The sequence below is a fragment of the Qipengyuania aquimaris genome, assembly GCF_009827445.1.
Classification (GTDB): Bacteria; Pseudomonadota; Alphaproteobacteria; order Sphingomonadales; family Sphingomonadaceae; genus Qipengyuania; species Qipengyuania aquimaris.
Genome location: NZ_WTYI01000001.1, coordinates 1994892 through 2017221, shown reverse-complemented (window position 1 = coordinate 2017221; position 22330 = coordinate 1994892). Strand labels below are relative to the sequence as shown.

Below are 22330 nucleotides of genomic sequence, written 5' to 3'. Positions count from 1 at the left end.
CGCGCTAGGATGTCAGGGCGGTCGGCATGTCTTCCTTGCGCACAAGGATCATCTTGCGAGGGACGCTATGCCCTTCGGGGTGATCTTGGAAGGACTCGACCGGCGCTCCACCGTCTATGCCAAATGGAGCCTTGGTGAGATCGATGCGCCGGAAATCGCCGGTCACGATATCCGAATTTTCAAAGCCCGGTTCCACTATGTGCGTCGTCGTGAGCACGTAGCGATATTCCGTCTTGGCCAGGTTGCGCAGGTATGCGTCGATATCCGCAAAGGACAGATGAAACAGGAAATCGCGCGCCACCACCAGATCGCACGAAGGGATCGGATCCTTGCTGAGATCTGCGACTTCGAAACGTATGCGATCGGATTGGAATGCCTGCCGGTTACGTTCGATTACCGAGGGGACAATGTCGAGACCGATGTAGTCGACATCCATCTCCGGCAGGATCAGCTTCATCCAGTTGAGATCGCCACATGGCGCATCGACGATCCGTTCGATCCGATACTTTTCGACAAACTTGGGCAGCCTCGCGCGGACCTGCTCGGTATGCGAAAGCTCCGATCCTCCCCCGCTGCCGGATTCGCCGCTGGTCCAGAGGTTTTCTTCGTAGATTTGCGTGAAGCGTTCCTGGGCGGTGCCGCGTTGCAGCATCTGGGCGTATTTGCGGCGCATGGGCGCTTCGGAGATGGTGCGATACGCAATCCAGAACGGATATTTGACGAGTGCACGGATGGTGGGCAGCAGCCCGTCCTTGCGGTACTTCCATTTCAGCTTTTCGACGATCATCGACGACCCTTTACGACAGTTTGCCGGCAACCTAAGCGATTGCCGTAAGCTTCAGAACCTCTTCGCCGATCTTATTCCCACTCGATCGTGCCGGGCGGCTTGCTCGTATAGTCGTACACCACGCGATTGATGCCTTGCACCTCGTTCACGATCCGCGTGGCGCATCCGGTCAGGAAGGCCGCGTCGAAAGGATAGACATCGGCGGTCATCCCGTCGGTGCTGGTCACTGCACGCAGGCCGCAGACGCTGTCGTAAGTGCGATAATCGCCCATCACGCCCACGGTCTTGACCGGTAGCAGCACAGCGAATGCCTGCCAGATTGCATCGTAAAGTCCCGCCTTGCGGATCTCGTCGAGATAGATCGCATCGGCCTTGCGCAGGATGTCGCAGCGTTCCTTCGTGACCTCGCCCGGGATGCGGATCGCAAGACCCGGTCCGGGGAAGGGATGGCGGCCGACAAACATGTCGGGCAGGCCAAGTTCTCGGCCAAGTTCGCGCACCTCGTCCTTGAAGAGTTCGCGCAGCGGCTCGACCAGTTTCATGTTCATGCGTTCGGGTAGGCCGCCGACATTGTGGTGGCTCTTGATCGTGACCGAAGGTCCGCCGGTGAAGCTGACGCTTTCGATGACGTCGGGATAGAGCGTGCCCTGGGCGAGGAAATCCGCGCCGCCCACATTCTTCGCTTCGGCTTCGAAGACGTCGATGAAGGTCTTGCCGATGAACTTACGCTTGGCTTCCGGGTCGGTGACTCCGGCAAGGCCGTCCATGAACATGTCTTCGGCATCCACGACGACCAGCGGGATATTGTAATGATCGCGGAACATGGTCTCGACCTGTTCGCGCTCGTTGAGGCGCAGCAGGCCATGGTCCACGAAGACGCAGGTCAGCTGGTCGCCGATCGCCTCGTGGATAAGAATCGCCGCGACCGAACTGTCGACGCCGCCCGACAGGCCGCAGATTACCTTGCCGTCGCCCACCTGCTCGCGGATTTCGCGGACCTTGGTTTCGCGATAGGCGGCCATGGTCCAGTCGCCGGCAAGCCCGCAGACGTGGCGTACGAAGTTGGCGATCAGCTTGCCGCCATCGGGTGTGTGGACAACCTCGGGGTGGAACTGGGTGCCGTAGTACTTGCGTTTTTCGTCCGCGATGACCGCAAAAGGCGCGCCGTCGGAAATGGCGACGATTTCAAAGCCGGGGGCGAATTTGGTCACCTTGTCGCCGTGGCTCATCCAGACCTGGTGCCGCTCGCCCTCTTTCCAGAGACCGTCGAACAAGGCGCACTCCTTGGTGACGGTCAGGAAGGCGCGGCCGAATTCGCCGCCTTCGCCGGTTTCATGGCCCGGGCGCACTTCGCCGCCGAGCTGGTGGCTCATCACCTGTTGGCCGTAGCAGATGCCGAGGATCGGGATGCCCGCCTCGAACAGCATTTCGGGTGCCCGCGGACTTCCTTCTTCCGGCACGCCTGCGGGAGAGCCCGACAGGATGATGCCCTTGGGTTTGAGGCGATGGAACGCCTCTTCGGCCTGCGTGAAAGGCGCGATTTCGGAATAGACCCCTGCCTCGCGCACGCGGCGTGCAATCAGCTGGGTAACCTGGCTGCCGAAATCGACGATAAGGATGGAATCGGGAAGGTGGGATGCGTCCATGTGGGGCGGTTAAGCAGGGGCGCGACCCGTGTCCATAGGGCAGTGGCCGGATTCGCCCCTTTCGGGTGAATCCGGTGAGTCCCTGCCCTTAGTCCAGCGAGCGATTCACGACCTTCGGATCGTCGAAAATTGCGGTCCCGTCGGAAGTTCCGTCATTTACCCAGCAGTGCAGGGTGTACTTGTACTTCTTTCCATCGTCGTTCTTGTCGACAACCGTGAGGTTTTGCGGCTGGTTAGCCGGTGGCGTGGGGGCATAGAAGTCTCCCGAACCAGGATCCACGGGAGGAGCATCGCCCGAAGTGGGTGTCGAATTTTCGCCTTCCGATATCCAGATATTGGCATTCAGCGGCCCGCCCCACATGGCATTGAGGATGCGATCGTCGACCAAAACCCATGGAGAGCTCCAAACAAAGGCAATCTGCACCTCGTCGCTGACGTCGCTGAGGTCCATCGAACCATCTTCCTGGACGTAGAGCTTGTCGGTCGGAGACGTCTGCTGGTAGACGAAATCGCCCTTGTAACCCTTTGAACTACTCTTCGTATTCGACACGAACACGTTCACCGATACTTGGATGGTCATTGCAATACTCCTTCTTCAGTTGAGCCGATCATCAAGAGCTGGATCCAGCCCCCGTTCATCCAGAAAACTGCCGTAGTTCTTCGCGATCTGCGTCCTTCCGGAGAGCTTTGCCGCAAGCGCCGCAAGCGCGATCGCATTATCGCTACGCATGTTCGCGGGATCAGCCGGAATGCCTGCAAGAAGCTGGCGGAATTCCTTTGTGCGTTCAGTCGCCCCATTCAGGTCCGAAAGTGCCTGCGCGGCAACAAAGTGAGATAGTACGAGTGCGGTTTGATCGGTATCGCGCTCACTTTGGAGACGCGCTTGCCACATCCTTGCCGTGGCCAGCCTGTCGGACGCCGGGACCAAGGATCGATCGGTCAAGAAGCGAATAAGGTCCATTTCGGCCCGCCAGACCAGATTTCGCGTGCGCTCTTCGGGATTTTTTCGCTGGGTGGCAGCTAGGAGCCGATCGGCTTTATCAAAGGCCTCAGTGGCTTTGGGTCCTTGCGATCCGCGCCACAACTCTGAAGCCTTGCCCCTGAGCGCAATGACGAGGAAGTCGGCTGTCTCGGTATCGTCCGGCTCGTTTTCGTGGACCTCCTCCAGCAGGGATATCGCATTGTCGTATTCGGATAAGGACTCTTCATGGCGGCCCAGTGTCGAGAGAACTGCTGCGTGGCGAGATCGTGCATTGCCCATCGATCGGCGCGCGACCTGGTTTTGCGGGTCACGGGCGAGTACGTCGGCGTAGATCGCCAGTTCGCGCTCTACCGTCCCGCGTGAACTCTCGACGTCTTTCACGCGTCGTTGAAGCGAGTGGACAAACGATAGCGCGTCGGCGAGCTCCAATTGCCGGGCATCATCGCGCCCTTCGGCCTCGGAAACCTGATCGTTGATCGCAGCTCCCTTTTTCGCGAACGCCAACGCTTTGGCGTAGTTGCCCTCATCATGATTCAATTGGGCTAGGTTGGTGTAGGAGTAGGATTCCTCCATCTGCCAATCGAAATTGGATCGATCCTTGGCCGCCAGGCGTCGAGAGATTTCCGAATAACCTTCCATTCCCTGCCGAGCCGCGTCCAAATCGCCATGTTGCCAGGCGATGTAACCCACCCAGAAAAGGCTTTGGCCGTGGTTGAACATCGCTTGCGGGTCATTTGGGTTGCGATCGAGAATTGCCTGGGTGGTTCGCGCCGCCTGTCGAAAAGCAGGTAGGGCAGACTGGTTGTCGCCTCGTGCCATGGCAACTTCTGCCACGAGCATCGTGGCGCGCGACCTACGGCCTAACTCGTCGTCCGATAGATCGGCGAGCTTCTGCCTGGCGTAATAATCCATCGCGCGCTTGCCGACGCCGTCGAGCACCTCCAGTCGCCCGACCGGCTCAAGCTGTTTGCGCAAATCGGTCAGCATGTATTCGATTAGCCCGTCCGCCTCGGCGCGCTGGTCTCGTGCCTCGTTGCGCTGGTCGACGGCATAGAGGGCAAGCCCGGACGTCCCTACCATGCCGACGAGCGAAGCGGCCGCGACTATGGCGAGCTTCTTCTGGCGCCGCGCGGCATCGCGTTGCACGAGGCTATCGAGATCGAGATTTGCGAGACCGGCAATCAGCTTCAGTTTGGCGAGTTTCCTGCCGTCGCCTTCGGGCCTGAGATCGGCGGCGATCGGCTCAGACTGTGCCTCGGTAGGCTCGCCGTTTTCGTAGTGGACGAGCAGGGGCGGCGGGAAATTCTCGGGCGGCTCACCGTCGACGATGACAGGGAAGATCCCGCGATCGCCGTTCAACCTTTTGTAGAGATCGATCTCGCGTGCAATCCAGGGAGACTGGGCAGCGCTGGGTGAACACAGGACGATCAGGGCATCGCTGGCGCGGATCGCCTGTTCGATCGCCTCGCCAAGGTTGTCTGCGGCGGGGAGTTCGTCGCGATCCTTGAAGATCGGACGGAGCCCGTAGCGGTCCTTCGATTCGCCGCCTCCGTTCGGCAGCCGATAGGTCTCCAACGCGTGATGCAGCCAGTTCGCAACCCGCTTGTCGCGGTGCGAATAACTGATGAATGCCTTGTAACGACGTTCGGCCAAGCTTCACCTCCGGATGCGACCCCGGATACGACTCGGCAACCCCCAATTTTTTCAATAAGTTGCAGCAAAATTGCATGCTTTGCAATGTGATCCGATGAAAATGATCAGATTATGTTGCGCAAAACGCAACAAGTCCTGACCTTTTCTCACTTTCGTTCGTGACCTCGCAATATTATTACAGGCCTCACAGCCGGGAACGGAACAGTCTCCCAAGTCCTTCCGACCGGCACAGAGATGGCGTCAGGCTCTCCCCTAAAGAACCTGTCGTCGCCTTCCTCGCGCGGAACCGCTGGCCTTTTTGGCCCATGCGTACTCCTAACGCTCAGCCCTTCCGGCGCGAGGTGATATGGCAGCGAGTAGAGACGCGGCCGCCCACACCTCCTCTCCCCCTCCCCCCAAGTGTCGGCGCCGCGTCTCGAACGCGCCTGCCGACCTCGACTGCCCTATTCGGGAGCGCCGTGCTGCGCGGCAAGGTCGCGAAGTTCTGTCTTCAGCAGCTTGCCGATATGGCTTCGCGGCATTTCGTTAATCGCATGCAACTGGGCCAGCCTCTGCGTCTTGCCCAGCCGTCCGTTCACCGCTTCGCGGATCGCCTCGGTCTCGCGGGCATTGTCCCCCAGCTTCACGAAGCCGACAGGGCTTTCGCCCCATCTGCGCGATGGCATCCCGATCACGGCCGCTTCGACCACATCGGCTTCCTTCATCAGCTCGTTTTCGAGATCGACCGGATAGATGTTGAACCCGCCGGAAATAATCATGTCTTTCGCGCGGCCCACCAGTTCGACGAAGCCTGCAGCATCCACGCGTCCGATGTCGCCCATGCGCTGCCAGGTTTCCCCGGTAGCAGGATCGGTCCAGTAGCCCTCCTGCGTCTGGTCGGGGCGGTTCTTGTAGCCGCTCATCATTGTTTGGCTGCGGCCCACGAGATTGCCGGGCGTCCCGGCCGGTACTTCACGATCCTCATCGTCGAGCACCTTGAGTTCGCTGCCGGGCGCCGGACGGCCCACCGTATGCAGCTTGTCCGGAAATTTGTGCGCTTCGAGAAGGCAGACCACGCCGCCTTCGGTCATTGAGTAAATCTCGATGAGGGCACCGGGCATCCGGGCCAGCACCTCGCGCTTCAAATCCGCAGGGAAAGGTGCCGAAGTGCAATATTTCAGTAGCAGCGAGGAAAGGTCGAACTCGTCGAAGCGCGGCTCGTCCATGAGCCGTTGGTACTGGACCGGCACCAGCATCGTGACCGCCGTCTTGTCTTCTGCAGCATGGGTCAGCCAGCCGATCGTATCGAACTTGCCCATGATCCTGACCGTGCCGCCAGCAAGCAGGGCAGGCAGGAAGGCAACCATGGTGGTGTTCGAATAGAGCGGGGTAGACGCGAGCGTGCGGACCGGAATGCCGGCCTCGAGCCAACTGGATGCAGTGGCCGCGAACTGGCGCCAACGCATCTGGTGTGAATGGACGATGCCCTTCGGGGTGCCGGTGGTGCCGGAGGAATAGATGATGTTGAACGGATCTGCCGGAGCAGGGTTTGACGCAGGTGCCTCGATACCTGCCGGTGCCATCCAATCGTCGAGCGCCTCGTCGAGAACCACGAGATCGAGCCCCGCAAACCGCGCTTCGCCGACCTCGTCCAGCTTGGCCCTTGTGACGAAAAGGTGCCGGGCGCCGCTGTCCCTTGCCATGGCTTCCAGCTGCTCTGCACTGGCGCTTGTGGTTAGGGGAGCCGCGACTCCTCCCGCCCGTATCGCGCCTAGAAAAACAAGCGCGTAAGGTATCGACGAAACGCCGAGGATGGCGACCGACTGACCTCTTTCCAACCCTTCATCGAGAAGCCGTGCTGCAATGCGCTCTATCCGGTCAGCCAGGGCCGCCCACGTCAACGCACCGGTATCGTCGAGCAGCGCCGGGACCTGAGGCTGTCGCTTGGCCCAATGAGCCAGGACCTGCGGAAAATTGCCGAAGGGTTCGGAAAGTGTGGCTGCTGCCGCTGTGTCTCCCATGCGGTTTTGATAGCGCACGCAATTGATCTGTCCAGCACACCGATCCGGCAGTCGAGTCGCGACCCTCCAGCGATGCGATCATTCCCGGTGAGCGAAGTTTTCGCACTTTCCTTCGACACAGTGATGCGGGCAAGAGACGCGATCGATCAATTTGCCATGTTAAGCTCAAAAACGTGTCGTGAAATTTGGAAACGGACCGGGACAGGAGTATCGTGTCGCCGATCCGGGGAGTTCCGCAGACCTTCTCGGATCGGATCGACCATAGACCGTCATCGCAACAACACACAGTCGCACATCGTGTGATACTCTCTGCGGCCGATCATCCCGTCTTATGAAAGGATGATCACCATGACTAAATTTACAGTAGCCTTATTCGCCACCGCGGCAGCGGCAACCATGCTTGCCGTGCCGCTGTCCTCGCAGGAAATCGTCGTTTCCGCGCGTAGCGACCAGGCCTTCGTGCAAGACGTGTCCAAGGACCTGAATTCCCAGCTTCGCCGGATGCGGATCGACGACCGCTGGACGCCCAGTGGCATCGTGAAGGTGCGTTTCCAGGCGGGCCCCGACGGGCGCCCGGTGGCAATGGAGACGTATGAATCGTCGGGAAGCAAGCGGCTCGACCGCCGGGTCCAGGACGCTGTGGGTCGTATCGACTCGCTGCTGCCGCTTCCCGCAAGTGCAGGTCGCGATCCGATAATCCAGGCAAATGTGATTGTCGCCGCCGGCCGCCGTTCGCGCGAATCCCTTGAGCGCGAGCTTGCAGAATCGGAGGCTCGCCGTCTTGCATCGAACGATCCCGCTGAGCGTGCGGTACTGGCTCTCAACATGGCACCATCACCGAGTTCCTGACCCTCCCCCAGGGCAGGAGCCGGCTCGGTGTCGAGGCGGTATCTGTCTGCGGGGTGCCGCCTCGCGTCGGGTCTGCCACATGGAAAGGGCCTCGCATCGAGCGGGGCCCTTTTTCTCATCTCGATTCTAAAATTGCGCGGCCGGATTCGGACCGTGCGCAATCCCGCTGCGTGAAATTTGCCCGCAAAAATTTTTTCGCAATTTCATTTTGGGGCTTGCGCAGCGCCAAAGTCCAGCTTGGTCCACGCGTCGCTGCGTTGCATCATGATGATACACCCGACCGCAGCTGCGTGATTACGAATTAATTCCGCCTTTACCCTCTTGCACGCGAGTCCGCTCTGATTCACTATCTAGTGGTCGGTCACCGGGGGGTACCCACAAGACCTAGAGATTTCGGCATTCGTCCCCATATGGGTTGAGTGCCGTTTTCCGGTCGGGCCTGTGGGGAAAAAGGGGATAAGTTTTCAACCCGACGACCGACGAAATTGCTAGGCAGGCACACACCGCTTGGCGACTCGAACAAGAGCCGGATGGCAAGCGGGTAACGGCCCGCTGCGTAACAAAACGAGAGTGGGGCACGACATGGATTTCAAGAGCGGGGACGAAGCGGCGATGGGACTGGATCTGGACACTCAGGACAGCGACGAAGACACCGCACCCGCCAAGAAGCCGGCCCCGAAAAAGGACGCGGCGGAAAAGGCAGTGAAAATGGACAAGCAGGACAAGGGCAGCGAAGAACTGGTCGCCGAAGCCGCCGGTGAAGCAATGGCTGGTGCCATGGCCGAAGTCGCCAAGGCCGCCGCGGTGAAAGAGGATTCCAAGAAGGTTCTCGACCGCCGGTTCAACGTGAAGACCGACAGCTCTCGCGACGATCTGCTGACCGTGTTCGGCAAGGAAACGCTCGAAGACCGTTACCTCCTTCCCGGCGAAAGCTACCAGGACCTGTTCGCGCGCGTCGCCGATGCCTTTGCCGACGATGCCGACCACGCGCAGCGTCTGTACGACTATATCTCGCGCCTGTGGTTCATGCCCGCAACGCCCGTCCTGTCGAACGGCGGTACGCAGCGCGGCCTGCCCATCTCGTGCTATCTCAACTCGGTTTCCGACAGTCTCGACGGCATCGTGAACACCTGGAACGAGAATGTGTGGCTCGCCTCCAAGGGCGGCGGCATCGGCACTTACTGGGGCAATGTCCGCGGCATTGGCGAGCCGGTGGGCCTCAACGGCAAGACCAGCGGCATCATCCCCTTCGTGCGCGTCATGGACAGCCTGACGCTGGCGATTTCGCAAGGCTCGCTGCGCCGTGGTTCGGCCGCCTGCTATATCGACATCACCCACCCGGAGATCGAGGAATTCCTCGAAATCCGTAAGCCTTCGGGCGACTTCAACCGCAAGGCGCTGAACCTGCACCACGGCGTGCTGGTCACCGACGCCTTCATGGAAGCGGTCCGCAATGGCGAGGAATTCGACCTCCTCAGCCCGAAGGATGGATCGGTCCGCAAGACCGTCGACGCACGCAGCCTGTTCCAGAAGCTCGTTGAAACCCGCCTTGCCACGGGCGAACCCTACATCGTCTTCTCGGACACGGTGAACCGCATGATGCCCAAGCATCACCGCGAACTCGGCCTCAAGGTCTCGACCTCGAACCTGTGCGCCGAAATCACCCTGCCGACCGGCATCGACCACCTCGGCAACGATCGCACGGCCGTCTGCTGCCTGTCCTCGCTCAACATCGAGAAGTGGGACGAGTGGAACGAAGACAAGCAGTTCATCGAAGACGTCATGCGCTTCCTCGACAACGTCCTGCAGAACTACATCGATCGTGCGCCGGAAGAGATGGCCCGCGCCAAGTATTCCGCGATGCGCGAACGCTCGGTCGGTCTCGGCGTGATGGGCTTCCACTCCTTCCTCCAGCAGAAGGGCATCGGCTTCGAAAGCCCGATGGCCAAGGTCTGGAACCTGAAGATGTTCAAGCACATCCAGGGCAAGGCTTCGGAAGCTTCCATGCTGCTCGCACAGGAACGCGGCGCATGTCCGGACGCGGAAGAAATGGGCGCGATGGAGCGTTTCAGCTGCAAGATGGCGATCGCACCGACCGCGTCGATCAGCATCATCTGCGGCGGCACCAGCGCCTGCATCGAGCCGATCCCGGCGAACATCTACACCCACAAGACCCTGTCCGGGTCCTTCGTGGTCAAGAACCCGTACCTGGAAAAGCTGCTCAAGAAGAAGAGCAAGGACAGCACTGCAGTCTGGAACTCGATCCTTGAGCAGGGCGGCAGCGTCCAGCATCTCGACTTCCTGACGCCGGAAGAAAAGGCCGCGTTCAAGACCAGCTTTGAAATCGACCAGCGCTGGCTGCTCGAATTCGCTGCCGACCGCGCCCCCTATATCGACCAGGCCCAGTCGCTGAACCTGTTCATCCCGGCAGACGTCGACAAGTGGGACCTCATGATGCTGCACTTCCAGGCCTGGGAGAAGGGCATCAAGTCGCTCTACTACCTCCGCTCGAAGAGCGTGCAGCGCGCAGGCTTTGCCGGCGGCGTGGAAGCGGACAACACCGCCGATGCGGCGAAGTACGAACTGGCTGCCGGCGCCGAGCAGACCGACTACGAGGAATGCCTCGCCTGCCAGTAAGAGAACCCTTGGACGGGAAAGACGAAGCGCGCCGGGGCACCATTGTGGTGACCTGGCGCGCTCTTCTTTTGGGCCTGATCCTATTGGCCCTCTGGCTATGGCTCATTCCCGTGCTCCAGGCTTCGGCGGGGATCGACGCGCAATGCCTTGGGGGTAGCTACCAACGCACGGCCCGCCTTGCCGAGCTGGTCACCTGCTCGCTTAAGGCGGGGACGAGAGGCTGGCTGTTTCTCGGCTTTCTCGCTTCTTTCCCGGCCATCACGCTGGTTTGGCTAAGGGCTCTCTTCAAAGAGATGCTGGCGCGCAAGCGAAGCTAGCTTGCCCTTTTCGCCCATGCGGGGCACCTAGGGGGCGATGGGTCCGCAGCGCATCCTTTTCATCACGCCGAACTTTCCGCCCTATGCCCAGGCTGGTGCGGCGCGCACCGGTGCGCTTGCCCTGCATTGGGCGCGACAGGGGCACAAGGTCACCGTCATCGGTGCTCGCATAGGCACGGCGAGTGGCATCCATACCGAACTCGACCACCCCAATCTCGCCACCCACATGCTGCCGATCGACAAGTCGGAGCCGCAGGGATCGCAAAGCGGCGCCGATACCAAGGCCACACCCGGTAGCAAGCCCGGCAAGCTGAAGCGATGGCTGTGGCTAGCACGCCAGATGCCCGACCGGTTTCGCGCAAATTGGGTGCCGCGGGCGGTGCAGAAGGTGATCGAGCTGGGCGGCGATGAAGCCTTCGATCTCGTGTATTCTTCCGGGCCGCCACATTCCGTCCATATCGCTGCCGGACAGATCGCCTCGGCGACAGGCCTGCCCTGGATCTGCGAACAGCGGGACCTGTGGGTCGATAACCCCTATATCGAGCGTCACCCCTTCCTCACCCGCTATTACGAATGGCAGGGGCGACGGGTGCAACGCCGCGCCGATGCTTTCGTCGCCGTGACCGATGGCGCGCGGCAGACGTTGGCGCGGCAAACCGGCAAGCGGGTGGAACTCGCCCGCAACGGCTGGGTCGAAAGCGATTTCGAAGGCTTGACACCGTTACCCGAGCCGCTCGATCCCGGTCGGTTGACCATCATTCACGCCGGCTTGATCTATGCCGAACGGCGCGATCCCAAGGCCCTGTTCGAAGCGATCGCCATGCTGGGCGAAGACCGGCGCAAGGTCCGCGCCATTTTTTACCATGACGAATACGGGTTTCTCGACCAGCGGATCGCGGAATACGGCGTGTCAGACAGCGTCGAAGTTCATGATTTCCTGCCCCGCAGCGAGGTCCTGGCGGTGGAGCGGGCGGCAGACGTGCTGCTGATGTGCCGCTGGCCCGATCCGGCAGAGGATCATGTCATCCCCGGCAAGTTGTTCGAGTACATCGGTGCGCGCCGACCGATCTTGGCCACTGGTCTGGAGAGCGGGGAAGCAGTGCAGATTGTGCGTGACGGAAATTTCGGAATAGCGACGCAGGACCCTTCGAGGATCGCAGAACAATTACGGTCTTGGCTTGCCCTCAAGGACGCTGGCGGGGGGCGTATTCCGGATTTACCGGAAGGGCCCGCCCATGCCTACACGCGCGACAAGTCCTTCGTCGTAATTGACGAGTTGATCGAGCAAGTGATGGGCCGTTAGGCGGCCAGCTTGACGCGGTTGCGACCGGCGTTTTTCGCTTCGTAGAGGGCCTCGTCTGCCAGCGAGAGCAGATGGCTCAATGTGGGATTTTCCGCGCCGCTATGAAGGGCAACCCCGATGCTGGCAGAACAGGTGGCGGCGGCTTCTGCTTCTCCCACCGGGACTTCGATGCGCTCGATGGCGAGCCTCAGTTCCTCGGCAATCCGAGCCGCATGACGCGCCCCGTCGGACTTGGCCACCAATACGAATTCCTCGCCGCCATAGCGCGCCGCAATCCCGTGATACTGACGCGCAAAATAGCCAAGCGTTTCCGCGACCGAGCGTAGGCAATCGTCGCCTGCCTGGTGCCCGTAGCGATCGTTGAAAGCCTTGAAGTGATCGATATCGAGCAGGAACACGCCCACTCCCGTATCGGCGGCCTTCACGAACCGGTCTTCGAACATTTGCGTAGCATGGCGGCGATTGGCGAGCCCGGTCAGCGGATCGTGGCTGGCCAGGATCTTCAGCCTGCCATTCGCCTGCTCAAGCTCATCGAGCCTGCGCCGGTGGCTTTCCGCCAAAAGCAGGTTTTCTATGGTCAGCTGCCACGTGCGATAGGCAAGCACCCAGCTCCCGATACCGATGATGACCGAGAGCAACAGCATCGAAAGGAACGGAATTCCATTCGGAAGGCGCAGCGGCAGGACGAGTGCAAGCATCGCGATAAAGCCTGCAACGAACAAAGCCGAGTAGGCCGGCCGGTAAGGTAGGGCGGGTGTCGCAATACCAAGCAGCAGGTATGTCGCGAAAACATGGAAGATCCGCTCGTCAGGCTGCAGCTTGCCGGCCATGAGCAGGATCACCGAAGCAAAAGCGATAATCTGCAGTCCTTCGAGCGCAAGGCGCAGGCGGCGCAGGCGCGTCGGTAGTGCCAGCGTGATGACCTGCAGCGCGACGACGCAGGAAACCTCCAATAGCGTATCGAGCGCGAGCTTCCCGGGTGCGATGATCGCGAAGACCGCCGTGGATGCGGCGACGATGACCATGCCGAGCAACGTCTGGAAACGCATTTGTGAATCGATGTGCCGATCGAGCGTGTCCCAGTTGCGCAGGTCGATCCCCTCCTTCGCGGCCATTGCGCGAGCACGCCCGAAAACGGGCTGGCGCAGCGAGGCGGGAAGGATTTGCGACAAACTCATATTATATCTTGCGGGTTCGACCCGCTATTCTTCCTGATATGACGAACGAAAGGCTCCGACCGCGTGTAGCAGCCGGAGCCTTTCGATTTCGTTGATTTCTTACCCGGTCATTTACCACCGGGTAGGGCGGGTTCAGGCGTCCTGCATGACTGCCTTATTGCCCAGACCTTCGGGAATGCGTGCGCTTTCCTTGAGGTAGATACGGTTGTCGTCGATCTTCTCGACGTCATCCAGCGAGAGGAAGTGGTGCATGTCATCTGCACTGTCCGACTTCGTCAGCTTGATGGCGTCGTCCTGGACCGCGTCGACCGTACCGACGTGCTGGCCTTCGTAGTTGGCGACTTCCATGTGTTCCTTGATGCGGATCTTCTCGAACATAGTGTACTTTCTGCCCGGATAACCGAGCGTTTTGAGTTGGTTATACCCTATTAACGGGCGGCAACGAGATACGGTCCACGCTTCGTCGAGGCTCGTGCACGGCTCAGAGGATAGTCACGCGACGGCAGCATCGGGGACACGCCGAGCCCTCAAGCAGCGCAGCGCTAGGGCGCAAAAAAGTTGACGCCCCAACCTCTTGCGAGGCGGGGCGTCGGGGATGCGGAGCCGAAGCCCGCAAAAGGGGAAAAACCGGACTAAGGTCCGCCAGTCCCCGAACTGGTAAGCTCAGCTCTCGCCGAGCGGGCGGTTGGCGTCGGCCTTGGCGCGCTCGTCCGGCTGGCCGGAAATCTCGCCCGGCTGGGCATCGGCGCTGCCCTGCGCGAGCGGCTGGTTGCCGAGGTCGGCGGTGGCGACATCCTGTTCCATCGTGCCGTCTTCATTGCGCGCATTGCCATAGCCGCGCTGCGCCTGTGCATCCTCGGACTGTTCCTGCTGGCGCGTTTCGCCTTCGCGGGGTCCGGTGCGTTCGAGGCCGAAGGGTTCGTGCCCCTGGTTGAGCGTCACGTCGCGGCTGTCGTTGGGTTCATACTGGCCCATGGGGTCTCTCCAAAAATCTGTCTTTGTCTGTCTTCACTCAACCAACCCGCCACGCCCCCTCGTGTTCCGGCGGTTTGTCGCAAACCGTGCACAGATTTTGCCGTCTTATCCCCGCGTAATTCTTTACCCTTGCTATCGAATCACAGGCATGATTCCTTATATAGGACGCTCAGCTGCCAACCGGAGAAGCACAAGATGTCGTTGCTCGAAGCCCGCAAGACCTACAAACCCTTCGAATATCCGTGGGCCTACGACTTCTGGAAACGCCAGCAGCAGATCCACTGGATGCCGGAAGAAGTTCCGCTGGGCGAAGACTGCCGCGACTGGGCGCAGAAGCTGTCCGAGCACGAGCGCAACCTGCTCACGCAGATCTTCCGTTTCTTCACCCAGGCCGACGTCGAGGTGCAGGATTGCTACCACGACAAATACGGCCGCGTGTTCAAGCCGACCGAGATCAAGATGATGCTGACCGCCTTCTCCAACATGGAGACGGTACACATCGCAGCATACAGCCACCTGCTCGACACGATCGGCATGCCGGAAAGCGAATACTCCGCCTTCCTCGAGTATGAGGAAATGGCCGACAAGCACAATTACATGCAGCAGTTCGGCGTCGACAACGATGAAGACATCGCCCGCACGCTGGCCATGTTCGGCGCCTTCACCGAAGGCATGCAGCTGTTCGCCAGCTTCGCGATGCTGATGAACTTCCCGCGCTTCAACAAGATGAAGGGCATGGGCCAGATCGTCAGCTGGTCGATCCGCGACGAGAGCCTTCACTGCGAAGGCATCATCCGCATGTTCCACGAATTCGTGCGCGAGCGGGACTGCCTGACCAAGGCGGTCAAGGAAGACATCGTCGACATCTGCCAGAAGACCGTGCGCCTGGAAGACAACTTCATCGACCTCGCCTTCGAAATGGGTCCGGTGTCGGGCATGACGCCCAAGGACATCAAGAAGTACATCCGCTACATCGCCGACTGGCGCCTGGGCCAGCTGGGCATGCAGCCGATCTACATGGTCGACGATCACCCGCTGCCCTGGCTCGCCCCGCTGATCAACGGTGTGGAGCACGCCAACTTCTTCGAACAGCGCGCCACCGAATACTCCAAGGGCGCAACCAAGGGCGACTGGAACACCGTCTGGTCGAGCTTCGACAAGCGCCAGAGCGCCAAGGCCGCGAACGAGGAAGAAACCACCGACGACGGCCCGGGCCTGTTCGGCGACGAGGCTGGCGAAGGGGCCGTGGCGGCGGAGTAGGAGGGTTGGCGGGCACCCAATTTCGGCTTGATTGCCCCCACTGTTTGACCACAGCCGCTGGTTTTGTGGTTACTCTGCAGTGGGCGCATAGAACCAGCCCCTCTCGGTCGAATTTGTTGGCTATATGTGCGGTTTGCAACCTCGGAGTGACGCTCACCGTAGTTAGTCAGAGCGGTCCCTTCCCAAAGGATTTCGCGGCGCGGACTTACGATTTCCCGTCTATAGACTATCGGATCGTGAATGTATGGCCCGAGCCGCAGATGGCTATTCCTGAAGATTTGCCACCAAATATTGAGAGGTTCTATCTCCAAGGCCTAGAGAATCTAGCTGGCCAACGCTGGGATGCGGCTGGGGCGATGTTCCGAAAAACCCTCGATGTAGCGACGAAACTTCTGGATCCTGAGAATAAGAAAAAGAACCTCTTTCGACGTATCGAGGGTTTGGTCGCTTCGGGCTTATTGACAGAGGCCATGGGGGAATGGTCGCATGAAATTCGGCTCGACGGAAATGATGCGGTCCACGACGAAGAGCCCGAAACTCAAGAGGATGGGGTGGCCATCCAAAAGTTCACGGAAGCATTCGTCCGCTATTCTTTCAGCTTACCAAGCCTGGTTGCTCAGAATCGTGCAAAACGTATCGAACAGGACGGTTGATACGCTCTAGGTCACCGAGTTTCGGTTCGCAGGCTTCTGGTTGGACCGCCCGTTTTTTGGCGGGGCAACCAAAAGTTTGCCACTCTGGAGTTTTGAGCCATTGTACATTGCCCGATGTCGGGGGAGTGGGATGGAACAGGCCGTGATCGAGGCTGTAATCGATCCAGTGATTTGTTTTCGCTCAGAAACGCCGTGTGGAGCGCGTTCGCGCTTTGGTTGGCACGACCAAGAACCGGTCTAACTCTCGGGCGCTGACCCGGTCGGCGACTAGCCGATCGCAAGGGCGACTGCCCGCCCGCAGCGGGTGCGGTTTGCCGCACGTCTAGCGAGGACGCACCGACGGAGGTCGGTGCGAAAGGCCAAAACTCCTCAACACCACAGACTCCTCCAACCCCCGCCATCCCCCTCGGAGAGCCCGGCGTCGATCATATGGTCCGGCGTCGCTACTCGCCCGGGTAAGCGGGCTTCACACTCCCCGCACTTCGTGACATATTCCTCGGTCTCGGGTCGCCGGAACCGGGGAGGGCCGATTATGCCTGTCGGAGTAGGGCGACGCGCCCGCAGTATCGAGGAATTCGGGGCGAACATGGGGGCCTTGGCGGGGCTCACGCAGCCTGAGGCGCGCCATTCCATCGTGCCGCAACCGGACGATGTCTACATCACCAGCTGGGCCAAGAGCGGGACGACGCTCTCCCAGCAGATGTTCCACCAGCTTCGCATGGCGCACCTCACCGGTGCCATCGACATGGACTTCACGGACATCAGCGGCGTGGTGCCGTGGGAAGACACCGCGACCATGATCGATTTCGACATGCATGCGCCGCAAAAGGCGGCGCCGCGCGGCTTCAAGTCCCATCGCGAGTACGAACGGCTTCCGGAAGGGTCGCGCTATGTCGTGACGCTGCGCGATCCGCACGAGACCTATGTTTCGATGTACCGCTTCTTCGACGGGTGGCATCTGGAAAAGGGCGCACTCTCGCTCGAAAAATTCATGCCGCTATGGCTTGGCGGCGGCCCGGGCGGCTGCGACTATTTCACTCACCTGCTGAGCTGGTATGCGCGGCGGGACGAGCCGGACACGCTGCTCGTCACCTATCGATGGGTCGTCGAAAACAAGCGGCGGATGATCCGCGAAATGGCCTCGTTCCTTGGCATCGATGCAAGAGACGACCTGGTCGAAATGGTGGTCGATGCCACCGACCGCGAATTCATGCACCGCCACAAGGACCGGTTCGACGACGCGCTGGTGTGTGCCGTGATGGACAAGCATCTCGGCATTCCCGCAAATAGCGATTCCACCAAGGTGCAGGCCAGCGGAAGCGATGCAAAGGTTCTCCCGGCCTCGATCGCGCAAGAAATCGATGCCATGTGGGCAGAGCGCGTTGCGCCGGTGACCGGCCATGCGAATTTTGCATCGCTCAAAGAGGAGATAGACGCGCGTTTTTCCTAGGAAGCGTCATTGCGCGTCATCGGCACCAGTTGACGTTCCCCATCCAGCCATCTCCCTCGGCGAGGCCAGCGTCGATCATGTGGTCCGCCAGCTTCTCTCCGCCTCGGTAGGCGGCGCGCAGTTCGCGGCCGTAGCGGTCGCGGGGTGGGTCCTGGCCGCCGGTCCAGCTGAAGCGGCCTTGCGATAGCCATTGGTGGAGGGCCGTGCGGGCATCGCGCGCCTTGACCCGCTCGGCCTCGCACGCCCCGTCCATCTCCGGCGCGTCGAAGCCGGTGAGCCGGATGCGCCGCTCGCCGATCCGCACCGTGTCCCCGTCGACCACGCAGGCACCCCAGCCTTCGCCGCACAGCCCGAAGCTCGAGGCCACCTCGGTCATCTCGGGACGCGGCCCGATGCGGTCCTCGAACAGGACCCAGGCAGCCACCAGCGCCAGCGTGAGAATGACAGTCACGGCTGCTCGCCAGCCGCCCTTGCGAGACCTGCGCCTCACCGGCTTGCGGTGAAAGCGGGGCACGCGCCTGTCCGGCCTGCGCCTGAAGGGAAGGATCTTGCCCACGCCCTCACGATAGCGCCGTGCCCCGCAGCTTCAACGGCGAAGCTCACCGCCAGTAGTCACGCCGCTGCGACCCGTCGAAGCGTTTGCTCTTCAGGCAGCACCGCTTGAAATCTCTTTCCCGAACCACACGGGCAGGGATCGTTGCGGCCGAGCTTTTCAAGCAGCTCGACCGCACCGCCCTTTATGGTCCGATGCCCACGCTTGACCCGCGTTTCGCTGAGGAAGCCCTTGCGGCGTTTGGAAGTCCGCTCGAAAGTTGGGCGTGTCTTCATAGTATTCGGTCATTGCAACCTCCTCTTCTCGGGCATTGCGACCACCTGCCAGCGGTCGCGATAAAGCAGCTGGCCCGGATCGCGGGTCCAGCTGCGTGTGACGGGAACGCCGACTTCTTCCACGAGACTGACGAGCGCATGCATATGGGCAAGCATCTCGCGGGCATCGTCGCGGAACCAGCAGACGCCGTCGCTCCACCAGACCCGGCGCGCCCGGACGTGAAAACGCCGGGGCACCGGGAGCTTGTCGTTGAACCAGTCCAGTTCCCTTCTCAGGGCAATCAGGACAGGGTCGCTGTCGCGGTCCCCCTTCCACAGGAGGCCGCTGGCAATCCGGAATGGCCCCGGCGCAATGTTCATGCGCGTGACCGTCCCGCCGTGCTCGACCGGCACGGTGAACCTTACGTACATTTGGAATTTCCTCGCAGGAGGAGAGCCAAGCCCGGCCCCCTCGTATGCGAGGCAGGTCAGGCGGTGACGCGCGCCTTCGGGCGCGGCGGCGCGTGGGGTGGGTGCAGCAATGCAAACATGGGCTGCCTCCTCTTCATCAGCGCAGCGTCACCTGCGGCCTCTCCGCAAGCAGGGCAGGCTGGTAGGGGCGCGGGTGCGAATTGGCAAGTCAAGGGCCGCATTGCGCAAATCTCCGCAAAAATTTGATCTGCCGCAAAGAAGGGACGGGCCGTGCGGTCTAGGTCTGGCTCAACGCACACAGCCAAAGGATGCAATCATGTCGCAGCACACACCCAATGAACTGACCAAGATCTTCGCCCGCGACCGGGACCTCATCACGCGGTTGAAGCAGGAGGATGCTCATTACGCGCGGCTGGCGGACGAATATCACGAGGTGAACCGCGAAGTGCACCGCATCGAGGCGGAAACAGAAGCCGCCAGCGACGAGCGCACCGAGCAGCTGAAGAGAAAACGCCTCGGCCTCCTCGACGAAATCACCGCGATCGTCACCAAGGTCAGGGCCGCCTGACGCACCACCGCTTCGCGCCCTGCACCAAACGGGCCAGCGGCCCGCAAGCGCGACCGCGCGCCCGCAGCGACGCGACCTTAAGGTCGCACGAGCGAGGATAGCCAAAGGGGCGAACGCCCCCGCCGGCGTTTGAGGCGAAACAAACAAATGTCGTAAATCGACAATACCGCATCTGCGAAGGCCGGGTATTTCCTTTCGCACAAGCACAACAGACGGCGTCGCTGATCCCGAGTTTGAAAGCCCGAGAGCGGAGCGTGTCATGCCTGTCGAATTCACCCTGCTGGAATGGTTCGTCTATTACCTGATCGCGATCAATCTGGTCGCGTTCTTTGCGTTCATGGCGGACAAGGTGCTGGCCGAAAGCGGCGGTTGGCGGCTGAGCGAAGCGAGCCTTTTGGGCTGGGCCTTCGCAGGCGGCACGCTGGGCGCTTATGCTGCGCGCGCCATGCTGCGCCACAAGACGCGCAAGGAGCCGTTCTCCAACCGGCTGCACGCAATCGCCTGCATCCAGGTAATCCTATTCGCCACGCTTATGCTGTGGTTCACGACGCGGTGACTACTGGCGCTTTCCTACTGCTGGGCGACCTGCTCTCCTGAGGAGATGCCCAATCGCCCTTTCACGGCCCGTATCCCTGCTGGATGCGGGGCCGCTTTGCGTAACCGAAGTTTTTACCGCCAGGACCGTGTTCCACCCGTTCCACTCTGTCGGAGCTGCGCTCGGGCCACTCCAACTTTGCAGCCCGGGCTTACCAGCCCCAGGCGGGCGGGGGCGGGGCGACCGGATCGCTCGCGTCGAACTCCACCCGGAACAGGCGGGTGGGGTCGTTGCGGCGGGTCAGCTGATAGGCGAAGCGTGCGCCGCCTGCTTGGGCATCGTCGACCTCGATGCGCCACACATTGGTGAGCGACGCGTCCAGCCCTTCGCGTTCGAACAGGGCGATGGAGAAGGCGTCGACCGGGAAGTCCTGGATGCGCGCGGTTCCGCTCGACAGCGTGTCGCCGCCGTACTGGGTCACCGTATCCTCGCTCCCGTCCTCGTGGCGGTGGTCGTGCTTCAGGCGAAGGCCGTCGGCGGTGCGGCTGACGAGCCAGGTGCGCGAGCGGTTCCAGCCGCCCGGTGCCTCGGCATCCTCGACGTGGAAGGCGATGGCGACGCGCGTATCGGAGCAATCGGCCCAGTGCGCGATCATGCGCTTGCCCGACCAATCGGCGTCGCGTTCGTCGCTGCTGGCGAGACCGCCTTCGTAGGCGTTGCCGCAATGGCTGGAGAGCGCATCCCAGAACCGCTCCTGCGAAGGGGCGAGGCGCGGAGCGTCGGGCATGCTCGCGCAAGCGGCAAGGGCGACGATGGGGGCGATGGCGAGGAGGTTGGCGTGGTTCATGCGGCAGCTGTGCCACTCCCTGCGCTCGCGCTCAAGCATGGCCGTTTCGGAACGGGTGGCGGGGGCAAGGCATTGGACAGGAAAGCAAGAAGGAGTTCCCGATGACCGACCCCGTTCCCGATAGCAAACCCGGTACCCGCTGGCTGTGGGTGGCGCTGATCGTCCTGATGACGCTGGTGTTCCTGTTCTACATCTTCAACACCGATGGCGGCGAAGAGCCGGTCCCGGTCGGCGAGACCACCGGTGAAGTGCCCGATCCGCTGCCGACGACGACCTCGGTCCCGGTCTCGCCCGAAGGCGAATTCGGTGAAGCGCCGGTCAATGGCGAAGACCTCGATCCCGATGTTGAAATCGAGCAGATGCCGGCGCAGGAATAACGCGCCCCCTTTCGCCCGCACCTCGGGCACGCTAACGCCTGCGCTCCCCAGTCACGGGGATGCGCGGGCTTTGCGTATGGATGGAGCACGAGTTTGAGCGAGGACACCGGCCAGGCGATGCACGAGGCAAGCACCAAGGCGCAGACGCTGATCGAGGCGCTGCCCTACTTCCAGCGCTACGCCGGTCGAAGTTTCGTCGTGAAATACGGCGGCAACGCCATGGGCGACGAAGAGGCGGCGCGTGAATTTGCCGAAGACATCGTCCTGCTCAAGGCCGTCGGCATCAATCCCGTGGTCGTGCATGGCGGTGGTCCGCAGATCGGCGCGATGCTCAAGAAGCTGGGTGTCGAAAGCACCTTCGTCGACGGCTTGCGCGTAACCGACAAGGCGACGGCAGAAGTCGCCGAGATGGTCCTGTCGGGCGCAATCAACAAGGCGCTGGTATCCTCGATCGCGCGGGCAGGCGGCAAGGCAGTGGGCCTTTCCGGCAAGGACGGAGGGCTCGTCACCGCGCGCAAGGTCGAACGCACGACCAAGGATCCCGAAAGCAATATCGAACGCGCGCTCGACCTCGGTTTCGTGGGCGAGCCGAGCGCGGTCGACACTACGATCATCGAAACCGCTACGGCCGCAGGCATGATCCCGATCATTGCCCCTATCGGTACAGGCGAGGACGGACACACCTACAACATCAATGCCGACACCATGGCGGGCGCTCTCGCCTCGGCTCTTGGCGCTGCGCGATTGCTGCTGCTGACCGACGTTCCGGGCGTACTCGACAAGAGCGGCGCACTCCTTACGGACCTGACGCCTGCGGACATTGCTGCGCTGCGCGAAGACGGGACGATCAGCGGCGGCATGATCCCCAAGCTGGAAACCTGCGTGAGCGCGGTTGAGGCGGGATGCGAAGCGGCAGTCGTCCTCGACGGGCGCGTGCCGCACGCCATGCTGCTCGAATTCTTCACCGCAAGGGGCGCAGGCACCTTGATAAGCGCCCGATAGGGCTTGGCGCGGGGCGTCTTGCGCGTGTAAGACGCATCGCCATCGGGATTGCACACACACCAGCGGGATAGA

At 61.4% G+C, this 22330-nt stretch carries 23 protein-coding genes; 11 read left to right on the top strand and 12 right to left on the bottom strand.

All coding sequences use genetic code 11. From position 1 onward, the window contains the following. Positions 1–4: 4 nt before the first annotated feature. The 5 genes from GRI34_RS09870 to GRI34_RS09850 all read right to left on the bottom strand — a co-directional run bounded on the left by GRI34_RS09870 (position 5) and on the right by GRI34_RS09850 (position 7068). Positions 5–787: a class I SAM-dependent methyltransferase gene (locus GRI34_RS09870; protein ID WP_160595779.1), complete on the bottom strand. Its 783-nt coding sequence runs from the start codon at positions 785–787 to the stop codon at positions 5–7. Positions 788–858: 71 nt separating this feature from the next. Next, a complete protein-coding gene (guaA, locus tag GRI34_RS09865; RefSeq protein ID WP_160595778.1) occupies positions 859–2433 on the bottom strand; it encodes a glutamine-hydrolyzing GMP synthase in 1575 nt (524 codons plus the stop codon). An 88-nt stretch (positions 2434–2521) separates the two neighbouring features. Then, positions 2522–3013 carry a hypothetical protein gene (locus tag GRI34_RS09860; protein WP_160595777.1) on the bottom strand — a complete coding sequence of 164 codons (492 nt, stop codon included), beginning with the start codon at positions 3011–3013 and terminating at the stop codon, positions 2522–2524. A 15-nt stretch (positions 3014–3028) separates the two neighbouring features. Then, positions 3029–5068, bottom strand: a complete 2040-nt coding sequence (locus tag GRI34_RS09855) for a TIR domain-containing protein (RefSeq protein WP_160595776.1) — start codon at positions 5066–5068, stop codon at positions 3029–3031. Between the two features lie 443 nt (positions 5069–5511). Further along, entirely contained in the window at positions 5512–7068 is a 1557-nt protein-coding gene (locus GRI34_RS09850) for a class I adenylate-forming enzyme family protein (RefSeq protein ID WP_160595775.1), read from the bottom strand. Positions 7069–7416: 348 nt separating this feature from the next. Here GRI34_RS09850 and GRI34_RS09845 point away from each other — a divergent pair, with 348 nt between their 5' ends. The 4 genes from GRI34_RS09845 (at position 7417) to GRI34_RS09830 (ending at position 12174) form a co-directional block, all read left to right on the top strand. Then, positions 7417–7917, top strand: coding sequence for an energy transducer TonB (locus tag GRI34_RS09845; RefSeq protein ID WP_160595774.1), 501 nt, complete (start codon positions 7417–7419; stop codon positions 7915–7917). 582 nt (positions 7918–8499) lie between these two features. Continuing rightward, positions 8500–10554, top strand: coding sequence for a ribonucleoside-diphosphate reductase subunit alpha (locus tag GRI34_RS09840; RefSeq protein WP_160595773.1), 2055 nt, complete (start codon positions 8500–8502; stop codon positions 10552–10554). 8 nt (positions 10555–10562) lie between these two features. Next, entirely contained in the window at positions 10563–10871 is a 309-nt protein-coding gene (locus GRI34_RS09835) for a hypothetical protein (protein WP_160595772.1), read from the top strand. 37 nt (positions 10872–10908) lie between these two features. Next, complete coding sequence (locus GRI34_RS09830) at positions 10909–12174, top strand: glycosyltransferase family 4 protein (protein ID WP_160595771.1); 1266 nt, start codon at positions 10909–10911, stop codon at positions 12172–12174. On the opposite strand, the gene GRI34_RS09825 is transcribed toward GRI34_RS09830, so the two are convergent. From GRI34_RS09825 to GRI34_RS09815, 3 genes are all read right to left on the bottom strand, one after another. Beyond that, positions 12171–13352: a GGDEF domain-containing protein gene (locus GRI34_RS09825; protein ID WP_160595770.1), complete on the bottom strand. Its 1182-nt coding sequence runs from the start codon at positions 13350–13352 to the stop codon at positions 12171–12173. The two genes, GRI34_RS09830 and GRI34_RS09825, sit on opposite strands and share 4 nt — an antisense overlap. A 132-nt stretch (positions 13353–13484) precedes the next feature. After that, on the bottom strand, positions 13485–13730 hold the full coding sequence (locus GRI34_RS09820) for a DUF2171 domain-containing protein (RefSeq protein ID WP_160595769.1): 246 nt from the start codon (positions 13728–13730) through the stop codon (positions 13485–13487). A 285-nt stretch (positions 13731–14015) separates the two neighbouring features. After that, the gene (locus tag GRI34_RS09815; protein ID WP_160595768.1) at positions 14016–14327 is read right to left on the bottom strand and encodes a hypothetical protein; all 312 of its coding nucleotides are present in this window, start codon (positions 14325–14327) and stop codon (positions 14016–14018) included. Between the two features lie 195 nt (positions 14328–14522). Between GRI34_RS09815 and GRI34_RS09810 the strand changes: the two genes are divergently transcribed. From GRI34_RS09810 to GRI34_RS09800, 3 genes are all read left to right on the top strand, one after another. Beyond that, positions 14523–15587 carry a ribonucleotide-diphosphate reductase subunit beta gene (locus GRI34_RS09810; protein WP_160595767.1) on the top strand — a complete coding sequence of 355 codons (1065 nt, stop codon included), beginning with the start codon at positions 14523–14525 and terminating at the stop codon, positions 15585–15587. A gap of 146 nt (positions 15588–15733) precedes the next feature. After that, positions 15734–16240 (top strand): DUF4145 domain-containing protein, encoded by a 507-nt coding sequence (locus GRI34_RS13300; protein WP_160595766.1) that lies wholly within the window; start codon positions 15734–15736, stop codon positions 16238–16240. 532 nt (positions 16241–16772) lie between these two features. Next, on the top strand, positions 16773–17690 hold the full coding sequence (locus GRI34_RS09800) for a sulfotransferase domain-containing protein (protein ID WP_160595765.1): 918 nt from the start codon (positions 16773–16775) through the stop codon (positions 17688–17690). 16 nt (positions 17691–17706) lie between these two features. On the opposite strand, the gene GRI34_RS13295 is transcribed toward GRI34_RS09800, so the two are convergent. The 3 genes from GRI34_RS13295 to GRI34_RS09785 form a co-directional block, all read right to left on the bottom strand. Next, on the bottom strand, positions 17707–18180 hold the full coding sequence (locus tag GRI34_RS13295) for a thermonuclease family protein (RefSeq protein WP_160595764.1): 474 nt from the start codon (positions 18178–18180) through the stop codon (positions 17707–17709). Positions 18181–18302: 122 nt separating this feature from the next. Continuing rightward, positions 18303–18518 (bottom strand): SEC-C metal-binding domain-containing protein, encoded by a 216-nt coding sequence (locus tag GRI34_RS13460; protein ID WP_160595763.1) that lies wholly within the window; start codon positions 18516–18518, stop codon positions 18303–18305. A gap of 9 nt (positions 18519–18527) precedes the next feature. Continuing rightward, positions 18528–18929, bottom strand: a complete 402-nt coding sequence (locus GRI34_RS09785; protein WP_160595762.1) for a hypothetical protein — start codon at positions 18927–18929, stop codon at positions 18528–18530. 316 nt (positions 18930–19245) lie between these two features. On the opposite strand from GRI34_RS09785, the gene GRI34_RS09780 reads away from it, so the two are divergent. Beyond that, positions 19246–19497 (top strand): YdcH family protein, encoded by a 252-nt coding sequence (locus tag GRI34_RS09780; RefSeq protein WP_160595761.1) that lies wholly within the window; start codon positions 19246–19248, stop codon positions 19495–19497. A gap of 259 nt (positions 19498–19756) precedes the next feature. Then, positions 19757–20053, top strand: a complete 297-nt coding sequence (locus GRI34_RS09775; protein ID WP_160595760.1) for a DUF1294 domain-containing protein — start codon at positions 19757–19759, stop codon at positions 20051–20053. 190 nt (positions 20054–20243) lie between these two features. On the opposite strand, the gene GRI34_RS09770 is transcribed toward GRI34_RS09775, so the two are convergent. Further along, positions 20244–20879: a hypothetical protein gene (locus GRI34_RS09770; protein ID WP_160595759.1), complete on the bottom strand. Its 636-nt coding sequence runs from the start codon at positions 20877–20879 to the stop codon at positions 20244–20246. 101 nt (positions 20880–20980) lie between these two features. Here GRI34_RS09770 and GRI34_RS09765 point away from each other — a divergent pair, with 101 nt between their 5' ends. After that, entirely contained in the window at positions 20981–21256 is a 276-nt protein-coding gene (locus GRI34_RS09765; protein WP_090476710.1) for a hypothetical protein, read from the top strand. A gap of 117 nt (positions 21257–21373) precedes the next feature. Further along, entirely contained in the window at positions 21374–22258 is an 885-nt protein-coding gene (argB, locus tag GRI34_RS09760; RefSeq protein WP_090478317.1) for an acetylglutamate kinase, read from the top strand. The last annotated feature ends 72 nt before the right edge of the window (positions 22259–22330 follow it).

Excerpts from the sequence above, each read along its gene's own strand:
- GRI34_RS09870 (WP_160595779.1), bottom strand. The coding sequence starts at position 787 with ATGATCGTCGAAAAGCTGAAATGGAAGTACCGCAAGGACGGGCTGCTG.
- guaA (WP_160595778.1), bottom strand. The coding sequence starts at position 2,433 with ATGGACGCATCCCACCTTCCCGATTCCATCCTTATCGTCGATTTCGGC.
- GRI34_RS09860 (WP_160595777.1), bottom strand. The coding sequence starts at position 3,013 with ATGACCATCCAAGTATCGGTGAACGTGTTCGTGTCGAATACGAAGAGT.
- GRI34_RS09850 (WP_160595775.1), bottom strand. The coding sequence starts at position 7,068 with ATGGGAGACACAGCGGCAGCAGCCACACTTTCCGAACCCTTCGGCAAT.
- GRI34_RS09845 (WP_160595774.1), top strand. The coding sequence starts at position 7,417 with ATGACTAAATTTACAGTAGCCTTATTCGCCACCGCGGCAGCGGCAACC.
- GRI34_RS09840 (WP_160595773.1), top strand. The coding sequence starts at position 8,500 with ATGGATTTCAAGAGCGGGGACGAAGCGGCGATGGGACTGGATCTGGAC.
- GRI34_RS09830 (WP_160595771.1), top strand. The coding sequence starts at position 10,909 with ATGGGTCCGCAGCGCATCCTTTTCATCACGCCGAACTTTCCGCCCTAT.
- GRI34_RS09825 (WP_160595770.1), bottom strand. The coding sequence starts at position 13,352 with ATGAGTTTGTCGCAAATCCTTCCCGCCTCGCTGCGCCAGCCCGTTTTC.
- GRI34_RS09820 (WP_160595769.1), bottom strand. The coding sequence starts at position 13,730 with ATGTTCGAGAAGATCCGCATCAAGGAACACATGGAAGTCGCCAACTAC.
- GRI34_RS09815 (WP_160595768.1), bottom strand. The coding sequence starts at position 14,327 with ATGGGCCAGTATGAACCCAACGACAGCCGCGACGTGACGCTCAACCAG.
- GRI34_RS09810 (WP_160595767.1), top strand. The coding sequence starts at position 14,523 with ATGTCGTTGCTCGAAGCCCGCAAGACCTACAAACCCTTCGAATATCCG.
- GRI34_RS09800 (WP_160595765.1), top strand. The coding sequence starts at position 16,773 with ATGCCTGTCGGAGTAGGGCGACGCGCCCGCAGTATCGAGGAATTCGGG.
- GRI34_RS13460 (WP_160595763.1), bottom strand. The coding sequence starts at position 18,518 with ATGAAGACACGCCCAACTTTCGAGCGGACTTCCAAACGCCGCAAGGGC.
- GRI34_RS09785 (WP_160595762.1), bottom strand. The coding sequence starts at position 18,929 with ATGTACGTAAGGTTCACCGTGCCGGTCGAGCACGGCGGGACGGTCACG.
- GRI34_RS09780 (WP_160595761.1), top strand. The coding sequence starts at position 19,246 with ATGTCGCAGCACACACCCAATGAACTGACCAAGATCTTCGCCCGCGAC.
- GRI34_RS09775 (WP_160595760.1), top strand. The coding sequence starts at position 19,757 with ATGCCTGTCGAATTCACCCTGCTGGAATGGTTCGTCTATTACCTGATC.
- GRI34_RS09770 (WP_160595759.1), bottom strand. The coding sequence starts at position 20,879 with ATGAACCACGCCAACCTCCTCGCCATCGCCCCCATCGTCGCCCTTGCC.
- GRI34_RS09765 (WP_090476710.1), top strand. The coding sequence starts at position 20,981 with ATGACCGACCCCGTTCCCGATAGCAAACCCGGTACCCGCTGGCTGTGG.
- argB (WP_090478317.1), top strand. The coding sequence starts at position 21,374 with ATGCACGAGGCAAGCACCAAGGCGCAGACGCTGATCGAGGCGCTGCCC.